Annotated in this window: 14 protein-coding genes and 1 tRNA gene; 6 read left to right on the top strand and 9 right to left on the bottom strand. The window is 33.9% G+C overall.

Annotation, left to right across the window (positions count from 1 at the left end; genetic code table 11):
• Positions 1-86: 86 nt before the first annotated feature.
• From BM289_RS21715 to BM289_RS21705, 3 genes are all read right to left on the bottom strand, one after another.
• Complete coding sequence (locus BM289_RS21715) at positions 87-461, bottom strand: DUF779 domain-containing protein (protein ID WP_091497581.1); 375 nt, start codon at positions 459-461, stop codon at positions 87-89.
• Between the two features lie 303 nt (positions 462-764).
• The gene (adhP, locus tag BM289_RS21710; RefSeq protein ID WP_091497578.1) at positions 765-1,799 is read right to left on the bottom strand and encodes an alcohol dehydrogenase AdhP; all 1,035 of its coding nucleotides are present in this window, start codon (positions 1,797-1,799) and stop codon (positions 765-767) included.
• A 258-nt stretch (positions 1,800-2,057) separates the two neighbouring features.
• On the bottom strand, positions 2,058-3,563 hold the full coding sequence (locus BM289_RS21705) for an aldehyde dehydrogenase family protein (protein ID WP_091497576.1): 1,506 nt from the start codon (positions 3,561-3,563) through the stop codon (positions 2,058-2,060).
• A 275-nt stretch (positions 3,564-3,838) separates the two neighbouring features.
• Here BM289_RS21705 and pheT point away from each other — a divergent pair, with 275 nt between their 5' ends.
• Positions 3,839-6,259, top strand: coding sequence for a phenylalanine--tRNA ligase subunit beta (gene pheT / locus BM289_RS21700; protein ID WP_091497573.1), 2,421 nt, complete (start codon positions 3,839-3,841; stop codon positions 6,257-6,259).
• Between the two features lie 364 nt (positions 6,260-6,623).
• Here the strand turns inward: pheT and BM289_RS21695 are convergent, their stop codons facing one another.
• The 4 genes from BM289_RS21695 to BM289_RS21680 form a co-directional block, all read right to left on the bottom strand.
• Complete coding sequence (locus BM289_RS21695; protein ID WP_091497570.1) at positions 6,624-6,998, bottom strand: hypothetical protein; 375 nt, start codon at positions 6,996-6,998, stop codon at positions 6,624-6,626.
• 235 nt (positions 6,999-7,233) lie between these two features.
• Positions 7,234-8,058, bottom strand: a complete 825-nt coding sequence (locus BM289_RS21690; protein ID WP_091497567.1) for an N-acetylmuramidase domain-containing protein — start codon at positions 8,056-8,058, stop codon at positions 7,234-7,236.
• Entirely contained in the window at positions 8,058-10,211 is a 2,154-nt protein-coding gene (locus BM289_RS21685; RefSeq protein ID WP_091497565.1) for a hypothetical protein, read from the bottom strand. The genes BM289_RS21690 and BM289_RS21685 overlap by 1 nt, the downstream gene beginning before the upstream one ends.
• Before the next feature lie 77 nt (positions 10,212-10,288).
• Positions 10,289-12,304 (bottom strand): hypothetical protein, encoded by a 2,016-nt coding sequence (locus BM289_RS21680; protein ID WP_091497563.1) that lies wholly within the window; start codon positions 12,302-12,304, stop codon positions 10,289-10,291.
• Between the two features lie 262 nt (positions 12,305-12,566).
• Here BM289_RS21680 and BM289_RS21675 point away from each other — a divergent pair, with 262 nt between their 5' ends.
• From BM289_RS21675 to BM289_RS21660, 4 genes are read left to right on the top strand one after another with little or no spacing between them, the layout of a single operon-like run.
• Complete coding sequence (locus tag BM289_RS21675) at positions 12,567-12,998, top strand: hypothetical protein (RefSeq protein WP_091497560.1); 432 nt, start codon at positions 12,567-12,569, stop codon at positions 12,996-12,998.
• A gap of 7 nt (positions 12,999-13,005) precedes the next feature.
• Positions 13,006-13,653: a hypothetical protein gene (locus tag BM289_RS21670; protein ID WP_091497558.1), complete on the top strand. Its 648-nt coding sequence runs from the start codon at positions 13,006-13,008 to the stop codon at positions 13,651-13,653.
• Complete coding sequence (locus BM289_RS21665) at positions 13,626-14,408, top strand: sensor histidine kinase (RefSeq protein ID WP_091497554.1); 783 nt, start codon at positions 13,626-13,628, stop codon at positions 14,406-14,408. Before BM289_RS21670 ends, BM289_RS21665 begins: the two co-directional genes overlap by 28 nt.
• Positions 14,398-15,048: a response regulator transcription factor gene (locus tag BM289_RS21660; protein WP_091497551.1), complete on the top strand. Its 651-nt coding sequence runs from the start codon at positions 14,398-14,400 to the stop codon at positions 15,046-15,048. The genes BM289_RS21665 and BM289_RS21660 overlap by 11 nt, the downstream gene beginning before the upstream one ends.
• A 1-nt stretch (position 15,049) precedes the next feature.
• Here BM289_RS21660 and BM289_RS21655 read toward each other — a convergent pair whose 3' ends face one another.
• Positions 15,050-15,562, bottom strand: a complete 513-nt coding sequence (locus tag BM289_RS21655; protein WP_091497548.1) for an adenine phosphoribosyltransferase — start codon at positions 15,560-15,562, stop codon at positions 15,050-15,052.
• Positions 15,563-15,678: 116 nt separating this feature from the next.
• On the opposite strand from BM289_RS21655, the gene BM289_RS21650 reads away from it, so the two are divergent.
• Positions 15,679-15,752: transfer RNA gene (locus tag BM289_RS21650), tRNA-Arg, on the top strand.
• Positions 15,753-15,859: 107 nt separating this feature from the next.
• Here BM289_RS21650 and BM289_RS21645 read toward each other — a convergent pair.
• A partial coding sequence (locus BM289_RS21645) for a transposase (RefSeq protein WP_143102112.1) occupies positions 15,860-16,152 on the bottom strand: 293 nt, incomplete at its 5' end.

The following is a 16,152-nucleotide window of genomic DNA, read 5'->3' as shown; positions in this document are numbered from 1 at the left end:
TTTTCAAACCTGAAACTTGAAACCTGAAGCAAAAAAAAACACTCAATCTCAATAAACTGAAAACTGAGACTGAGACTGAAAACTTATTATTCAATCCTAAAAACTGGTTCTAAATCCTTTTCTTCTTCGGGAGTAAAAATTCGATATTCTATTTGAAAAGTCTTTTTTAATGGGGTTTCTAGAGAAAAACCTCCTACTCCAAATGCATCAATTACGGTCAAAGTAAAATGAGCATGTTTCCAGTATTCGAATAAATCTTTGTCTACCCAAAATTCCACGTCTTCGACTGTACCAATACAAACGTCCCCGGTACGCTGATAATAACCTCCTTTTTCAAAACATTGTGGCTGCGTGCCTTCACAACATCCTCCTGCTTGGTAAAACATTAAATCTCCGTGTTTTTCCTTAAGGATATTGATTAATTCAACTGCTTTTTCTGTGGCATCAATACGTTTAATCATAACTTTGAAAATTAAAAAAGAGAGGTTTCGAAAAAGTATCTAGGCTCTCTTTTATTTTTTACAATCTTACTATTTATAAAGCCTCAGCGAGGCGAGATATTTATAGAAAATCAATTACAGTTTTGCAAAAGAGCTCCAGAGGAGCGAAATATTACAACTTTTTAAAAGATATCGCTCCTCTGGAGCTTTGCCATTAAAAACAAAAACAGCTTCTATAAATATATTGTTTCCCGAAACTGATCTTTCTGAATCAAAAAAGGCTATCCAAAAACTATTGGACAGCCTTTTAACATAACCAACTATTTAAGAACTTGCGATATCCAGAACAATTCTTCCTTCAATCTGTCCTTTTTTCATTTTATCAAAAACGGTGTTTACATCTTCCAATTTAGAGGTTGTTACGGTTGCTTTAACCTTTCCGTCAGCAGCAAACTCAATTGCTTCTTTCATGTCTTTTCGGGTTCCAACGATTGAACCTCTAATCGTAATTCTATTTAAAACCGTATCAAAAATAGACAAATCAAAATTCCCTGGAGGAAGTCCGTTTAATGCCATTGTACCTTTTCTTCTCAATGTTTCAAGCCCTTGTTTGAAAGCAATTGGAGAAACTGCGGTAATCAACGCCCCATGCATTCCACCAACTTCTTTCTTTAAGAATTCTCCAGGATTTTGATTTTTCGCATTCACAACCAAATCGGCACCTAGTTTTTTTGCCAGTTCCAATTTATCATCTCCAATATCAATTGCAGCTACGTTCATTCCCATCGCTTTTGCGTATTGTACTGCAACGTGACCTAAACCTCCAATCCCAGAAATAGCCACCCATTCGCCAGGTTTAACCTCAGTTTCTTTTAATCCTTTGTAAACAGTTACACCCGCACACAAAATCGGAGCCATTTCGATAAAGTTTACATTCGAAGGTAAAATCCCCACATATCTGGCATCTGCAATAACAAATTCTGCAAATCCACCATCCACGCTGTAACCTCCATTCTGTTGACTTTCGCATAATGTTTCCCAGCCAGTAATGCAATGATCACAGCCACCGCACGCGCTGTACAACCAAGGCACACCAACGGCATCTCCTTCCTTTACATTTTTAACATCCTGTCCTACCGCGGCAACATAACCAACGGCTTCGTGTCCCGGAATTAACGGCATTTTAGGTTTAACCGGCCAATCTCCGTCAACGGCATGTAAATCGGTATGGCAAACGCCACTTGCAATTACTTTTACAAGAATTTCATTTCTGCCTGGGCGTTTTACTTCAACCTCTTCAATTTTTAAAAGAGATCCAAATTCTCTGACGACCGCGGCTTTCATTGTTTTTGGAAGCATAATTATATGGTTTTACGAGAATAGAAAACCTACCGATTTCCTAATCTCTGGTTTATATTCTTTTTATGAACAATCTACCAAACGAAATAATAATTAAATGACGCTGATAAAACAGATTTACTTCGTAAAAACGCAGATTAAAACGGATTTTTGCAGATTAATAAAAAAAATCCGTCTCAATCCGTGTCTTCGTGTTAGCGAATCAGTATCATCCGTGTGCTATTTTTAAAAATTAGTACAAGTAATAGTCCTAATTCTTTAGAAGAAACCTAATTTCTTTTTATCATAAGAAATCAGCATGTTTTTAGTTTGACGGTATTGGCTCAACATCATTTTATGATTTTCACGACCAATTCCGGATTGTTTATAGCCACCAAATGGAGCACCAGCAGGATAAGAATGGTATTGATTAATCCAGACACGACCAGATTGAATCGCTCTTGGAACCTGATAAATTTCATGAGCATCACGAGTCCAAACTCCTGCTCCTAAACCATACATCGTATCATTTGCAATTTCAATAGCTTCTTCTGTCGTTTTAAAAGTCGTAACCGCCAAAACAGGTCCGAAAATCTCTTCCTGAAAAATTCGCATTTTGTTGTGCCCTTTAAATAAAGTTGGCTTAATGTAGTAACCGCCTTCTAATTCGCCACCTAGTTTATTTTCATCTCCTCCAGTCAGTAATTCAGCACCTTCCTCTTTTCCTAATTTGATATAAGACATGATTTTTTCTTTCTGAACAATCGAAGTCTGAGCACCAATCATAGTCGATTTATCTAACGGATTTCCGGCTACAATTGCTTCTGTTCTTTCAATTACTTTTTTAATAAACTTCTCGTAAATATCTTCATGAATCAACAATCTGGAAGGACAAGTACAGATTTCTCCTTGATTAAGTGCAAATAAAACTGCTCCTTCAACTGCTTTATCAAAGAAATCATCATCATGATCTGCCACAGAAGGGAAGAAAATATTTGGAGATTTTCCGCCTAATTCCAAAGTTACTGGAATAATGTTTTCAGTTGCATACTGCATTACCAAACGTCCAGTAGTAGTCGAACCAGTAAAAGCTGCTTTAGATACTTTTTTATTGGTTACTAACGGACGACCTAATTCAGCACCAAAACCATTTACAATGTTTAGAACTCCTGGAGGAAGAATATCTCCAATTAATTCCATTAAAACCATAATCGAAATCGGTGTGCTTTCTGCAGGTTTTAAAACGATTGTGTTTCCAGCGGCAAGAGCCGGCGCAATTTTCCAGACTGCCATTAAGATTGGGAAATTCCAAGGAATAATTTGAGCAACAACACCAAGAGGTTCGCTTAAAGCGATGGAAACCGTCTGCGAATCCAATTCTGCGATTGAACTTTCTTCAGAACGGATTACTCCTGCAAAATATCTAAAGTGATCTATTGCCAACGGAATATCTGCCGCCAACGTTTCACGGATTGGTTTTCCGTTATCAATAGTTTCAACAGTTGCGATATACTCTAGGTTATCTTCAATTTTTTGAGCAATCTTATTTAACAGAATACTTCTTTCGGTTACAGAAGTTTTTCCCCACGTTTTAAATGCTTCATAAGCTGTATCAACAGCCAGTTCTAAGTCTTCTTTTCCAGAATGTGCTGCTTTTGTAAATACTTTTCCATCAATTGGAGAAAGTACATCAAAATATTCTCCTTTAATTGGCGCTACAAACTTTCCACCAATATAATTATCGTATTTTGCCTTGAATTCAGGTCTTTTTGCTGTGGTACTCATAAGATATTCTTTTTTGATTTAATCCAAATTTAGTCTCATAAAAAGAAACAGAATAGCACTAATCATTCATCTTATAGCACAAAAATTACACATTCGATTTTTTTAGTCTTTTATAATATTTAATTAATAAAATTTTAATAGATAAATTATCAAATACTTATTATACAGCATTTTCCAATCACAAAAAAACAGCAAGAAAAAACCAAATATTTTTTTCTTACTCCACGACGCAATCCTTATATTTGTAACCTTGATTTAAGAATAAAAAAGTTACAATGAAAATATCTTACAACTGGTTAAAACAATTTATTAAAACAGATTGGACATCTGAACAGACTTCAGAATTACTTACAGATCTTGGTTTGGAAGTTGAAGTTGTCGAAAAATACCAATCGATAAAAGGAGGATTAGAAGGAGTTGTGGTTGGACACGTACTGACTTGCGAAAAACACCCCGATGCCGATAGATTGAAAGTTACTACAGTAAATGTTGGTTTAGAAGCTCCTATACAAATTGTTTGCGGTGCTGCTAACGTTGCTGCAGGACAAAAAGTGCCAGTTGCTACAATCGGAACTATTTTATACGATAAAGATGGTGCCGAATTTACCATTAAAAAAGGAAAAATCCGCGGACAAGAAAGCCACGGAATGATCTGTGCGGAAGATGAATTAGGATTAGGCTCAAGTCATGACGGAATCATGGTTTTGGCTGAGGATTTAGTTCCCGGAACTCCTGCTTCTGAAGTATTTAAAATTGCGAATGACGAAGTATTCGAAATTGGATTGACACCTAACCGTGCCGATGCGATGAGTCATTATGGAACTGCACGTGATTTAAGAGCCGGAATGTTACAACGTGGTGTTAATATCGAATTAATTACACCTTCTGTAAGCAATTTTAGAGTCGATATGCGCACACTTAAAATTGATGTAAATGTTGAAGACAATCATTTAGCTCCAAGATATTGTGGTGTAACGATTTCTGGCATTTCTGTACATGAATCTCCAAGCTGGTTACAAGATCGTTTAAAAGCTATTGGTTTAACTCCAAAAAATAATATCGTTGACGTTACTAATTATGTATTACACGAATTAGGACAACCTTTACATGCTTTTGATGCTGCAAAAATCAACGGAAAAATTATCGTAAAAACGGTTGAAGAAGGAACTAAATTTGTTACGCTTGACGATGTAGAAAGAACGCTCCATAAAGAGGATTTAATGATCTGCGACGAAAAAGGGCCGTTATGTATTGCCGGAGTTTTCGGTGGAAAAAAATCGGGTGTTTCTGAAGGAACTACTTCAATTTTCTTAGAAAGTGCTTATTTCGATCCAGTTAGCATTCGTAAAACAGCAAAAAGACACCAATTAAGTACAGATGCTTCTTTTAGATTTGAAAGAGGAATTGATCCAACTATTACAGAATATGCTTTAAAACGTGCAGCACTTTTAATTCAGGAAGTGGCTGGCGGAAAAATCACTTCTGATGTCGTGGAAGTGTATCCTAAAAAAGTGGAAGATTTTTCTGTTTTGTTGAATTTCAGCCATGTATCTAAAATCATTGGTCAGGAAATTTCAAAAGATACTATCAAAAAGATTTTAGTTTCTTTGGATATTAAAGTAAACAGCGTTTCTGATTCTGGTCTAGGCTTAACAATTCCTGCTTATCGTGTAGATGTGCAGCGTGAAATTGATGTAATCGAAGAAATCCTTAGAGTTTACGGTTATAATAACATTAATTTCTCTAAGAAATTCAATGCGACTGTAGCCAATTCACCAAGAACAGAAGATTATAAAGTTCAAAATACTATCGCTTCTCAGTTGAATTCTCAAGGATTCCATGAAATGATGGCCAATTCATTGACAACAGCGGCATACGCTAAATTATCGACTTCATTAAAAGAAGAACATAATGTTTCGATGCTGAATCCGTTGAGCAGTGACTTAGCAACGCTACGTCAGTCTTTATTATTCTCTGGTTTAGAAGCTGTTTCATACAACATCAACAGAAAAAATTCTGATCTAAAGTTATTTGAATTTGGTAAAACTTACCATAAATATTTAAATGGATACGAAGAGCACAAACATCTTTCTTTATTAATTTCAGGAAACAGAAACAAAGAAACATGGACAAGTCCGCAGAAAACAACAGATTTCTTTTTACTAAAAGGATACGTAAAAGCGATTTTGTCTCGTTTAGGAATTGAGAAGATTTCAAATGCTCCGGTTCAATCTGATATTTATTCTGAAGGAACTGCTATTACATATAATAATGATATTTTAGTTGAAATGGGTGTGGTTAAAAAGCCTATTTTAAAGCATTTCGGTATTAAACAAGATGTTTATTATGCTGATTTTAACTGGGATTTGGTTTTGAAAATCATTACAGGAAAAATTAAGTACACTGAAATTCCTAAATATCCTGAAGTTCGTAGAGATTTAGCTTTGTTAATTGACGAAAGCACGACTTACGAAAGCATTTTCAACCTTGCAAAACAAACAGAAAAAGCACTTTTAAAAGATGTTAATTTATTTGATGTTTACCAAGGGAGTAAATTGCCAGAAGGAAAGAAATCTTACGCTTTAAGCTTTACAATTCAGGACAACAGCAAAACGTTAACCGATTCTCAAATCGATAAAATCATGTCTAAATTACAACAGACATTCGAAACTGAGCTTGGTGCTAGTTTGAGATAGTTTTTTTTTTTTTCAGGTTTAAAGGTTCAGTTTTCTATACTTTGAACATAATTTTACCGCAAAGAACGCTAAGATTTACGCAAAGGTTCGCAAAGTTTTTATTTATAAAGCTTTACGAACCTTTTTTTATGTTTTCATTAAAAGTTTACATAAAAAAACATTCTTATTGCTATATTTTGAGTGTAGTTTTACCGCAAAGAGCGCAAAGATTTTTCGCAAAGGTTCGCAAAGTTTTTACTCACAAAGCCTTGCGAACTTTTCTACATTCTGTTAACGTTTGCATAGAAAAAAAACCTCGCGTTCTTTGCGGTAAAAATACACACATAGCAAAACTTGAAACTTGAAACCTGAAACTTGAAACAACTCAACTAATCAAATAACGATTCCAGATATGATCGCCAAGTTTTTGAATTCCGGTTCCTAGATTTTCGGTTTCTAATTTGGCACTGGAATTATCATCAAAAATCATTTCCAGAAATAGTTTACCGTTCTCTTCACAGATATTCCATTTTCCATATTCTTTTGTAGAAGATTGATTTGGCAGATAAAGTCCGCCTCCTGAAACACTTCTGAAAGATTCCCGGATGTAAATTGCACTAAAATCTGAATACAGATAAATTTGGTATTTTTCTTCTTCGTACCAGCCACCGCCAGAGTAATCGCGGTCGCTTTTTGCTTTTTCTAATTTCAAAACTTTATTGGACAAAGAATTGATCATTTGATTTACTAAATAACTCATAGTTTATTGTTTTTTTTGTTTCAAGTTTGAGGTTTCAGGTTGCTGTACTTTGAGTATAGTTTTTTTTACCGCAAAGAGCGCAAAGAATTTCCGCAAAGGTTCGCAAAGTTTTTATTCACAAAGCTTTGCGAACTTTTTCTACGCTCTCTTAACATTTACACAGAAAAAAACCTTGCGCTCTTTGCGGTAAAAAAACTATGTTCATAGTAAAACATGAAACCTGAAACACTTTTATTTATCTTGAATATTTCTGATAGGCTTTCATCAGCTTCTCGTCATATTTATTCGTTTTATAGGCTGGGCCATTGTATTTTAAAGCAAATGATGCCCAGTTTTTATTTCTTAGAACTGTGATTAAATTGTTTTTCTCTAAGAATAATCCAAAAGCTTTTAAATGCTCGCCTTCGTTTTGATTCATTTTTTCTACAAACTCATCAATGCTTTTGTAACCGATGGAAACTGCATTAAACCCCATAATTTGAAACAATCCCCAGGAAGCGGAACTGTTTGCCGAATCAATGATTCTTTTATCCTGCGCGAGGTTTTTAGCTTTTTCTAAACGTGTATACTCAGCTGTTCCTCCTACATAGTACTTCTTCGTGTAATTTTCGAATAAAACATCCTGATTATTTGAATTCATATAAGTTCTCGGATTAATTCCTCTTTTTTCGAGTTCTCTCCAGAAAATATGTCCTTCAAATAAAATCTTTGGTCGGCCGTCAATCAGAAAACCTTTTCCATTGCTTTCTACTTCGTTTACCGCTTTTACCACTGCAAGCTCCAAATTAAACTGATTTGAGAAATTGATTAAGTCTTGCTCGGAAAGCAACTTGGAATTAGAAGAAAAGCCGTTTTTACTTTTTTCCAAAAGTGAAGACCATGTTTTTAGTCCGACTACACCATCTACAACCAGATTGTTTTTGGACTGAAAATCCCTGATTGCTTTATCTGTCGCTGTTCCAAAATAATCTGAAACTATTACATTGTATTTTAACTTAGCTAAAAGTTCATTCAAATAATAAACTTCCGGAGACTTTGCTCCTGCTTTTATTGTTCTCATTATTTTTTATTTATGGTTAGGATTGATGCTTTTGAGAAATCAAAAACTTCATTTTTTGTACCGATGAGATTGTCGTTTTTGTCAAAATAATTGACTTTGTAAAAAATCAAAGTAGTATTGTTCACTGTATTCTTAACAATAAAATTGAACAATATTGGGGTCGCGAATTCAGATTTTAAACGTTCTACTGAAAATTTACTTCCTGTTTCCTGAACCGTTAAATCAATCGTAATTCTGTTTGTGGTTGCAGTCTGACCTTTAATCTGAACTTGAATATATCTGTTGTATGCGGTTGACTGTGAAACCACCTGACTAAATTCAGAACTTATATTTTCTATGTTTTCAAAATCGAAAAAGACATTCTTTAATTCACCCGAAGTACTTGGATTAACTGCCGAAAAATCTAAAAGCCTGGTATCATTACTGATAAGTTGAGGATAATTTTTAAAAAAGACATTGTTCAGATAAGTAGCATTTTGATTGTAAACCAACAGTACCGAATTAAGCTTGCAGTTTGAGATAGACTGGTTGTTAATCTGGATTTTCTTTGCTGAATTATCAATCAGAGTTTCCAGAATTTCTCCTATCGTTTGTTCGATATTCAATTCTATAACACTGGAATCTTTTATTTCTTTATGTTTAAAATTAATATTGGCGTACTGCGTAATGGTATTATTTAAAGCGTTAATCATAATACTCGCTTCCGATAAATTTTCGGTAGAAAGATTAAAAAGAAAATGTTTTCCGTCCGTCGAAATATCGGATTGTTGTAAAAAACAATTACCGCTAACTTCGTATTCAGCCGAAATGTCATTTGGAAACAAAAACTGCACTTTATCAAAATAATCTGTAGCATCTCCGTCAATAAAATTATTCTGAAGCAAAGCGATTTTCAATTTGGCTAAATCAAAATCAGAAAGATTTGGACCAATTGCAAACTGAAAACTGATTTTTGAAATTTCTTCCGAAGTCCCCGCTCCTTCTTCATACGCATGAAAAATAGTCGAAATACAAGGTTTCATGGTATTCAAATCCTTTGATAAACTATACACTTTGGAAATCAGCAAAAAAGTATTCGGCTGCACCATTGATTTATAAATGGAAAGTTTACTAAAATTAAAACCTGTCACAAAGATTTGTTTGAACTGCGAAAAATCCTCATTTAGATTAAAAGGAATATTGACAAAACCACCTCCAATTGTCTTATATAAACTCGTTACCGGATCTGCTCCAATTGGATAACTTAAGGTTTTATTTACTTTAAGCAGAAAAGTACTTTTTACATATTCTTCCTGAACATCTGCTTTAATACTGTTCTCACGCTGTATTTCTGAAATAGCTGTCTTTGGAGCTATTGTTGTAGCTAAATTAGCCTTCACCATTAGCGGACTACTAATAAGCGTTGTTTTAGGCTGTATTGTTGTTTTAGGAGAAGTTAAATCTTTTTTCAGAGTAATACCGCTTTTTAAAACGGTAATATCTCTGGCAAACAGAAAATTTCTTTTGATTTTAGAATAGCCTTTAAAATCAAAAAAAAGATCAATATTACATTTTAAATCATTTAGATTTGAAACTAAATTCAGGAACGCAATTTTCACAGCTTCATCAATCAAATCAAACTGAATTTCCTGCGTCCCTGTATCAACGATTCCGTTTACCTTTACAAAATCACGATTTACTTTGAGGTTTAAAACCGCTTCTTTTAGATTTAAAGTAATACTTTTTTGATCAACCTGTAACAACTTGTCTTTCAACTTATATTTTAAAGTAACTTTTCCTAAAAGTCCACCTTTATTTCCAGATTTATCCGGTACATTTTCATAATAAAAAACAGTTCCATTATTTGGTTCAATTTCAACATGTGGAAAGAAAAGCGTAATATCATTTTTAAAATAATCCTTAAAGGAATCATTTTCTGTAATTGCCTTATCACCTTCTATAAGCGGAAAATAATTCTCAATAAAAGGGAGCGTTACAATAATCGGCTTAATATCTATAGAATGAATTATGGGATGTTCTATCACCTTAAACTCTGCTTCTTTTTTCAAATTGACCGCTGTAAAAGCAGTACTGGGTTTGGCGGGCTCAAGATTAAATCTGTTTATGGGAACCAATTTAGTTCCGTCGAGCTTAAATGTATTTAAATCTGGCATAACGTTTAGGTTTAATAATTAGTGACTTATGAAACAAAAGGGACATTACGTCCCTTTTGCAAATTGTCTCAAAAAAATTATTCCATAAATGGAGCTCTGATTTTCTCGATATCAGCATTTTGAGCATCGGTTCCTGTTGGAATTTCAAATAACACATCGCCTTCCTGATAATCGATTTTGATATAATCTGTAGAAAGAGAAACCTTTTTAGATTTTTTACCGATTTTTCCGCTACAGGTATATTTCACTTTATACTCTGTTGGTTTAATCGTATAATCTGATTCGTACCAAGCTCTATACGGAATCGCATCTTCAAAATTATCAACAGTGAATTTGAACTTTTTCGACGACATCTTATCTACTTTTAAAGTCACTTCCAAGGTATCGCAATCATAAAGTTCTTCTGTTGACAAAGTATAATTGATCATGTTCTGAATTGGAAGTGGAACGAAGATCTTAGTTCCTTCAAATTCATACTCTCGAGTTGTATCTTTTAGCTTGATTCTCTTGTCTTTTTCATACATTACTTCTTGACGAACTTTAACTTTGGTTGAACCATTATTTTTTACAAAATCAAACACAAAAGCATTCTTTTCCTTTGATTTATCATTCCAGGTTGCTGGAAAAATAGCATCGATTTCTTTTCCTGATTTACTGGTATTTTTTACAAACGGAGTTCCTTCAGGCGCAATCATTCTTCCGGAACTTTTCCAAATCATTTTACCTTTAGAATCTGGATATCCTACTTCAATAGAAACCTGACTTACCGGGCTATCATTTACAATATCACTGTCTTTGTCCAGTTTAATTAAACCTCCGTTTAAAGAAGCAATCACCTGAACTTTAGAAAAATCTTCGTCTAGCTGAATTTCAGTAATATAATTTTTCAAATCTGCTTTTGCCTCTGCTCCAGTTTTCAAAGTCAACGGAGTCAAATTTCCACTGATTTTTGAATCCAAAACCTGGATTGCAGAGAATTTGATTTCATCTGTAAATTTAACCGCACGAATCTGGCTTCCTGACTTAAGATTCATTCCAACACTTCCAAGTCCCATAAATAATCTGAAAAATCCGTTTGGCTTCTCAGGAGATGTTACCGGTGTAAATTGTTTTTCAGGAGCATCAAATATTTGTTTTTTAACCATTTCAAAAGCAAATTCTCTCTGTTTTTGCAATAACGAATCTTCTACTTTTTTCTTTTCTTCGTTAGAAAATTGCTCATCCGTTATCACTTCACTTGTAATACCACCTTCAGTAAGGATTTTTTCGTATTCATGTTCCCAGTTTAAATCCACAAAAGACCAGCTCACACTTGTTTTAGCAGAAAAATAAGTGTGTACTTTTTTAACATCAATTGTTGTTTTAATAACCGTAGTCGGCATGTAAGCTTTGTACTTTATGTTATTTTCGACAACAAGATTGTTGCTTCCAATTTCCAATGCATTTTTTACCAGTGAAGCACTGTTTCTTCCCATTAAAACTGAGAGCGCATTGTCTCCAAGCCCAAAAGTTGTTCCGGCTCCTTCTCCCTGAATATTAAATGTCCACGGATTGGCTCCTCCAAAAGGATTATTTGGTGATTTTTCACCCACAACATGCATGGCAATATTGTTCTCTGTGAGCTGAATTGGTCTGACATTAGTGGTGTTGAAATCTTTATCTACTCCGATTAAGAAAGAAAACAATCCAAAAAGAGTTGATTTTCTATGATTTTTATAATCAGAATTCAGTCTCGTTTTCAATTTATCAATTGCCTTCTTTAATAAAGCTTCAGGCAAATCAATCGTACTGGTCAAGGTAGTGTAAGCACCGGCCTCTTCTTCTAATCCTTCTGCACCAATTACTGTGGTAGAATCTCCTTCTGATTTAAAAACCTGCATTGCAAACTTAAATCTACCATCAGGATGCTTCGCCAGACGTGGTGATTTTGGATAATAGTAAAACTGCATTGGCAGACCGGCATCTCTCAATAACATATTGTTAGGATCTGGCGAGAAAAGCACTGCATAATCTGCTCCATCTTCTTTCTCTAATAGAATTTCTACTGTTCCGGCTCCTGCATGAGGATAACCTAGGGGTGTTGGTTGTGACATAATTTTAATTTTTTAGTTAATTACTTCATAAGGTTTTACATTTTTTTACTGTCTGTTTCTAGCTTAAAACTGACGATGTAAAATTCTTATTTCACAAAATATTATGTAACAGCACTTTAACCCATTTTTTTTAAATAAATTTACCCAACAAAAAAAGGGTATATTTCCCCTTGTCCAAATTTCAGCATTCCGATAATTTTGTCCTCAACAGTAGTCAAAACACTGCTAACTAAATCCTTAACCAATAAATAATAATTAAATCATGAAAAATCCTCCCGCAAAACCGAGTCAGCTAATTACAAAAGAATTTGCCCGACAATTAAATGTGAATTACAACAATAAAAGAGCTTCACTTACAGCTAAAAAAGCAGAAAAAGAAGATGCAAATGCCATATGGTACTCTTTGGAAGAATTAGAAAACTATATTCATTACATCAAAACTAACGGAACAAAACAAGGTTATAATGTAGATGGAATCCGTTTTTATTTTGGAGTTTATCCTGACGATGAAAAACATGGCGAAAAAGCAGGATTAACTACTTTATTCTTAGTTCCAACAGGAAAAAAAATAGAAAAGAATACGGAAAAGATTCAAAGTTTTGCCTTAAAACAAGAAGCAACTTCAGCTGACATTCAAGACCTCGACCCCATGAACTACGGAAACATTGGAAGACCGCCAAGCTTATTATACTAATATATTTATGTTTGAATTTTTAAGATCTTATATCATTTATCTGGCTTTATTATCAGGAATCGTTGGTGTCTTGTCACTTCCAAAACTTCCTGGCAATAAAGCTAAATTTTTAGTACTTTTAATCTGGTTTTCAATCATAACCGAAATTGTAGGCTACTATTTTACGCAATGGACGGGTTTATTAAACTTTTACGTTTACAATTTCTACATGTTTGCCAGTTTTTCTGCCTATATATTACTTTTAAGAGCCTTGTTGACCAAATACAAAGACCGAATTGCAGCTGTACTATTCCTAATCTTATTTATCATTTCCTATTTCCTGAATAGCTTATATTTTAAAGAAGACATGAACCGTTCTTTCACCTACAGCTTTGCAATTGGTGTTTTATTAGTCTTGATTTTGTCTTGTCTATATCTGATTGAGATTTTTAATTCTGAGAAAATATTAAATTTTAAAAAGTCGGTCTTTTTCTGGTATGTTTTAGGAATACTCGTTTTTCATGTTCCCTTTACACCATTTATGTTGGCAATAAACTGGTTTTTAATCAAACAGGACGAATCTATTTTCAGTCTCGTTTTGTTTATTTTAAATTTTCTGGCACACAGCTGTTTTATAATCGGATTTCTATGGAGCGAAAAGAAATACAATTATTAGTCATTTCACTGGGTATTGTTTTCTTTACCCTCATTATCGTTTTAGTTATCATTTTCTTCTATTTCCTAAAGAAGAAAAATAATTTCGTAGTGGAGAAAATGGAAGCCGATTTGTATTTCCAGTCCGAATTAGTCAAAACCAGAATCGAGATAAAGGATCAGACTTTATCCGAAATCAGCAAAGAACTGCATGATAATATAGGTCAGATTATTTCGGTTGCCATTATGCAACTCAATATTTCAATCAGCAATAAAAATATAAATATTGAAGAACTTAAAGATTTAAAAGCCGTTTTAGCCAAATCACTTGACGAATTAAGAATTCTTTCCCGAATTATCAATAAAGACAATTTACTGCAGAACAATTTTCTCGAAGCCATTCAGCAGGATTTGGAAAGAATTAAAAAACTTAAAAAAATCAAATACAATTTCAATCAGATTGGAACCGTACCGACGATAAACGAAGAACACGAATTAATTATTTACCGAATCTTTCAGGAAGCGCTTCATAACAGTTTAAAACATTCCAGAAGCGATTTATTTGATGTTTTTATCGAAACTACTGATACGGTTTTCAGGTTAAAACTAAAAGATTTCGGAATTGGATATGATCTTAAGAAATCAAATTCCGGTTTAGGTTTGAACAATATGAAATTGAGAGCCAAGCTAATTGGTGCCAAACTAATTTTGAATTCTGATGAAACTGGAACAAGTGTAACTATCGAATACCCTTTAACTCAAGGCCATGAAAACTAACTCAAAAAATAAAATTATAATTGTAGATGATCATTTGTTATTTTCCCAATCCTTAGAGCTTTTAATCAAAAGTTTTGGGGATTATGAAGTAATAGAACGTTTTGAAAACGGAAAAGTGTTTATTGATTATCTTGAAGAAAATACATCGGCTGAAATTGATCTTGTTTTGCTCGATGTAAACATGCCCGTTCTAGACGGATTAAGCACTATGAAATGGTTGAAAGAAAACCGACCAGACCTGAAAGTAATTGCTTTATCAGTTAATGACGATGATGAAATTATTATCAAAATGATTACCAACGGCGCCAAAGGTTATTTATTGAAAGACACTTCACCCGAAATTTTTAGAGAAGCGATAGAATGTGTAATGGAAAAAGGCTTTTATTTCACCGAATTGGTTTCCGGAATGCTCATCAATAAAGTAAACAGCGATAACAAAAAAATTAGTTTAAAGGAAAAAGAAATTGTCTTTATCAAACACGCCTGCACTGAAATGACTTATAAAGAAATTGCATCAGAAATGTGTTTAAGCCCTAAAACTATCGACGGTTATCGCGAAATACTTTTTGACAAACTAGAAATAAAAACCCGTATCGGATTGGTGCTTTATGCCATTAAGCATAAAATTGTTTTGGTCTGAATCAATACGTCAATGCAGCAAAAACTGGATATTCTTTTATTTTTTCTCTTCCGTTAAGAAAAGTCAGCTCCATTAAGAAATTGCATTGTACAATTTCGCCTCCCAATTTCTCAACCAATTCACAGACTGCTTTTGCCGTTCCGCCAGTTGCCAGAACATCATCGTGAATTAATACGCGATCTCCTTTTTTAATGGCATCAGTATGCATTTCCAGACTATCAGACCCATATTCTAATTCATAAGAGGCAGAAATCGTATCATATGGAAGCTTTTTAGGTTTTCTCACAGGAACAAATCCGGCATTTAATTCCTGAGCCAATAACGTTCCGAAGAAAAAACCACGAGATTCTGCTCCTACAACTTTATCGATTTTCTTTCCTTCTAAAGAATCAACCAGAATTCTAAGGCAATTTGTTCTTGCTTCGGGGTTAATTAGCAGTGGAGTGATATCTTTAAATAAAATTCCTTCTTTAGGAAAACCCTGAATATCACGTATATACTTTTCAATCTTCATTTTTTTTTAATTTTCTGTTATTTTTTCCTTGTTTATCTCACATTTATGTCTATCTTTGCACCCGCAATAAGCAATCAACAAAGCTACAAAAAAATAGCTTAATGATAGCAAAAATAGGCCTCGTGGCGCAACTGAATAGCGCATCTGATTACGGCTCAGAAGGTTACAGGTTTGAATCCTGTCGAGGTCACTAGAAAGCCAAATGGCGCCAATTGAAGACAATTGGCGCCATTTTTTAATACGCTAACTTTCAATCATTTTTGCTTTTATTTTCGGATCAGGTTCAAAAGTTGGGGATTAAGCAAAAAGATTGGATAATCTGAATAAGAAAAAATCTATATTTCTAACCCCTCTGAACTGCGCTCTAAAAGCTTTTATTTTAGCATTAAAAGATTCAGCCGAAGCATTTGTGCTTCTGTTATCAAAATAGTTCAAGATTGATTTGTAATTAATGGTTATGGTATTGAGCAGGATATTAAAATTTTTAAAACCTGATTCCTCTACATTTCTATACCAATGAGCCAGTTTGGTCATGGCAATGCGCTTGTCATTGTTGTTATTGTAAATCCCTCGAAGCTGCTGATTTAGAT

The sequence above is a fragment of the Flavobacterium phragmitis genome (genome assembly GCF_900112575.1).
Lineage (GTDB): Bacteria > Bacteroidota > Bacteroidia > Flavobacteriales > Flavobacteriaceae > Flavobacterium > Flavobacterium phragmitis.
Note: the sequence above shows the minus strand (reverse complement) of the source record. Positions and strands in the feature narration are given on the sequence as shown.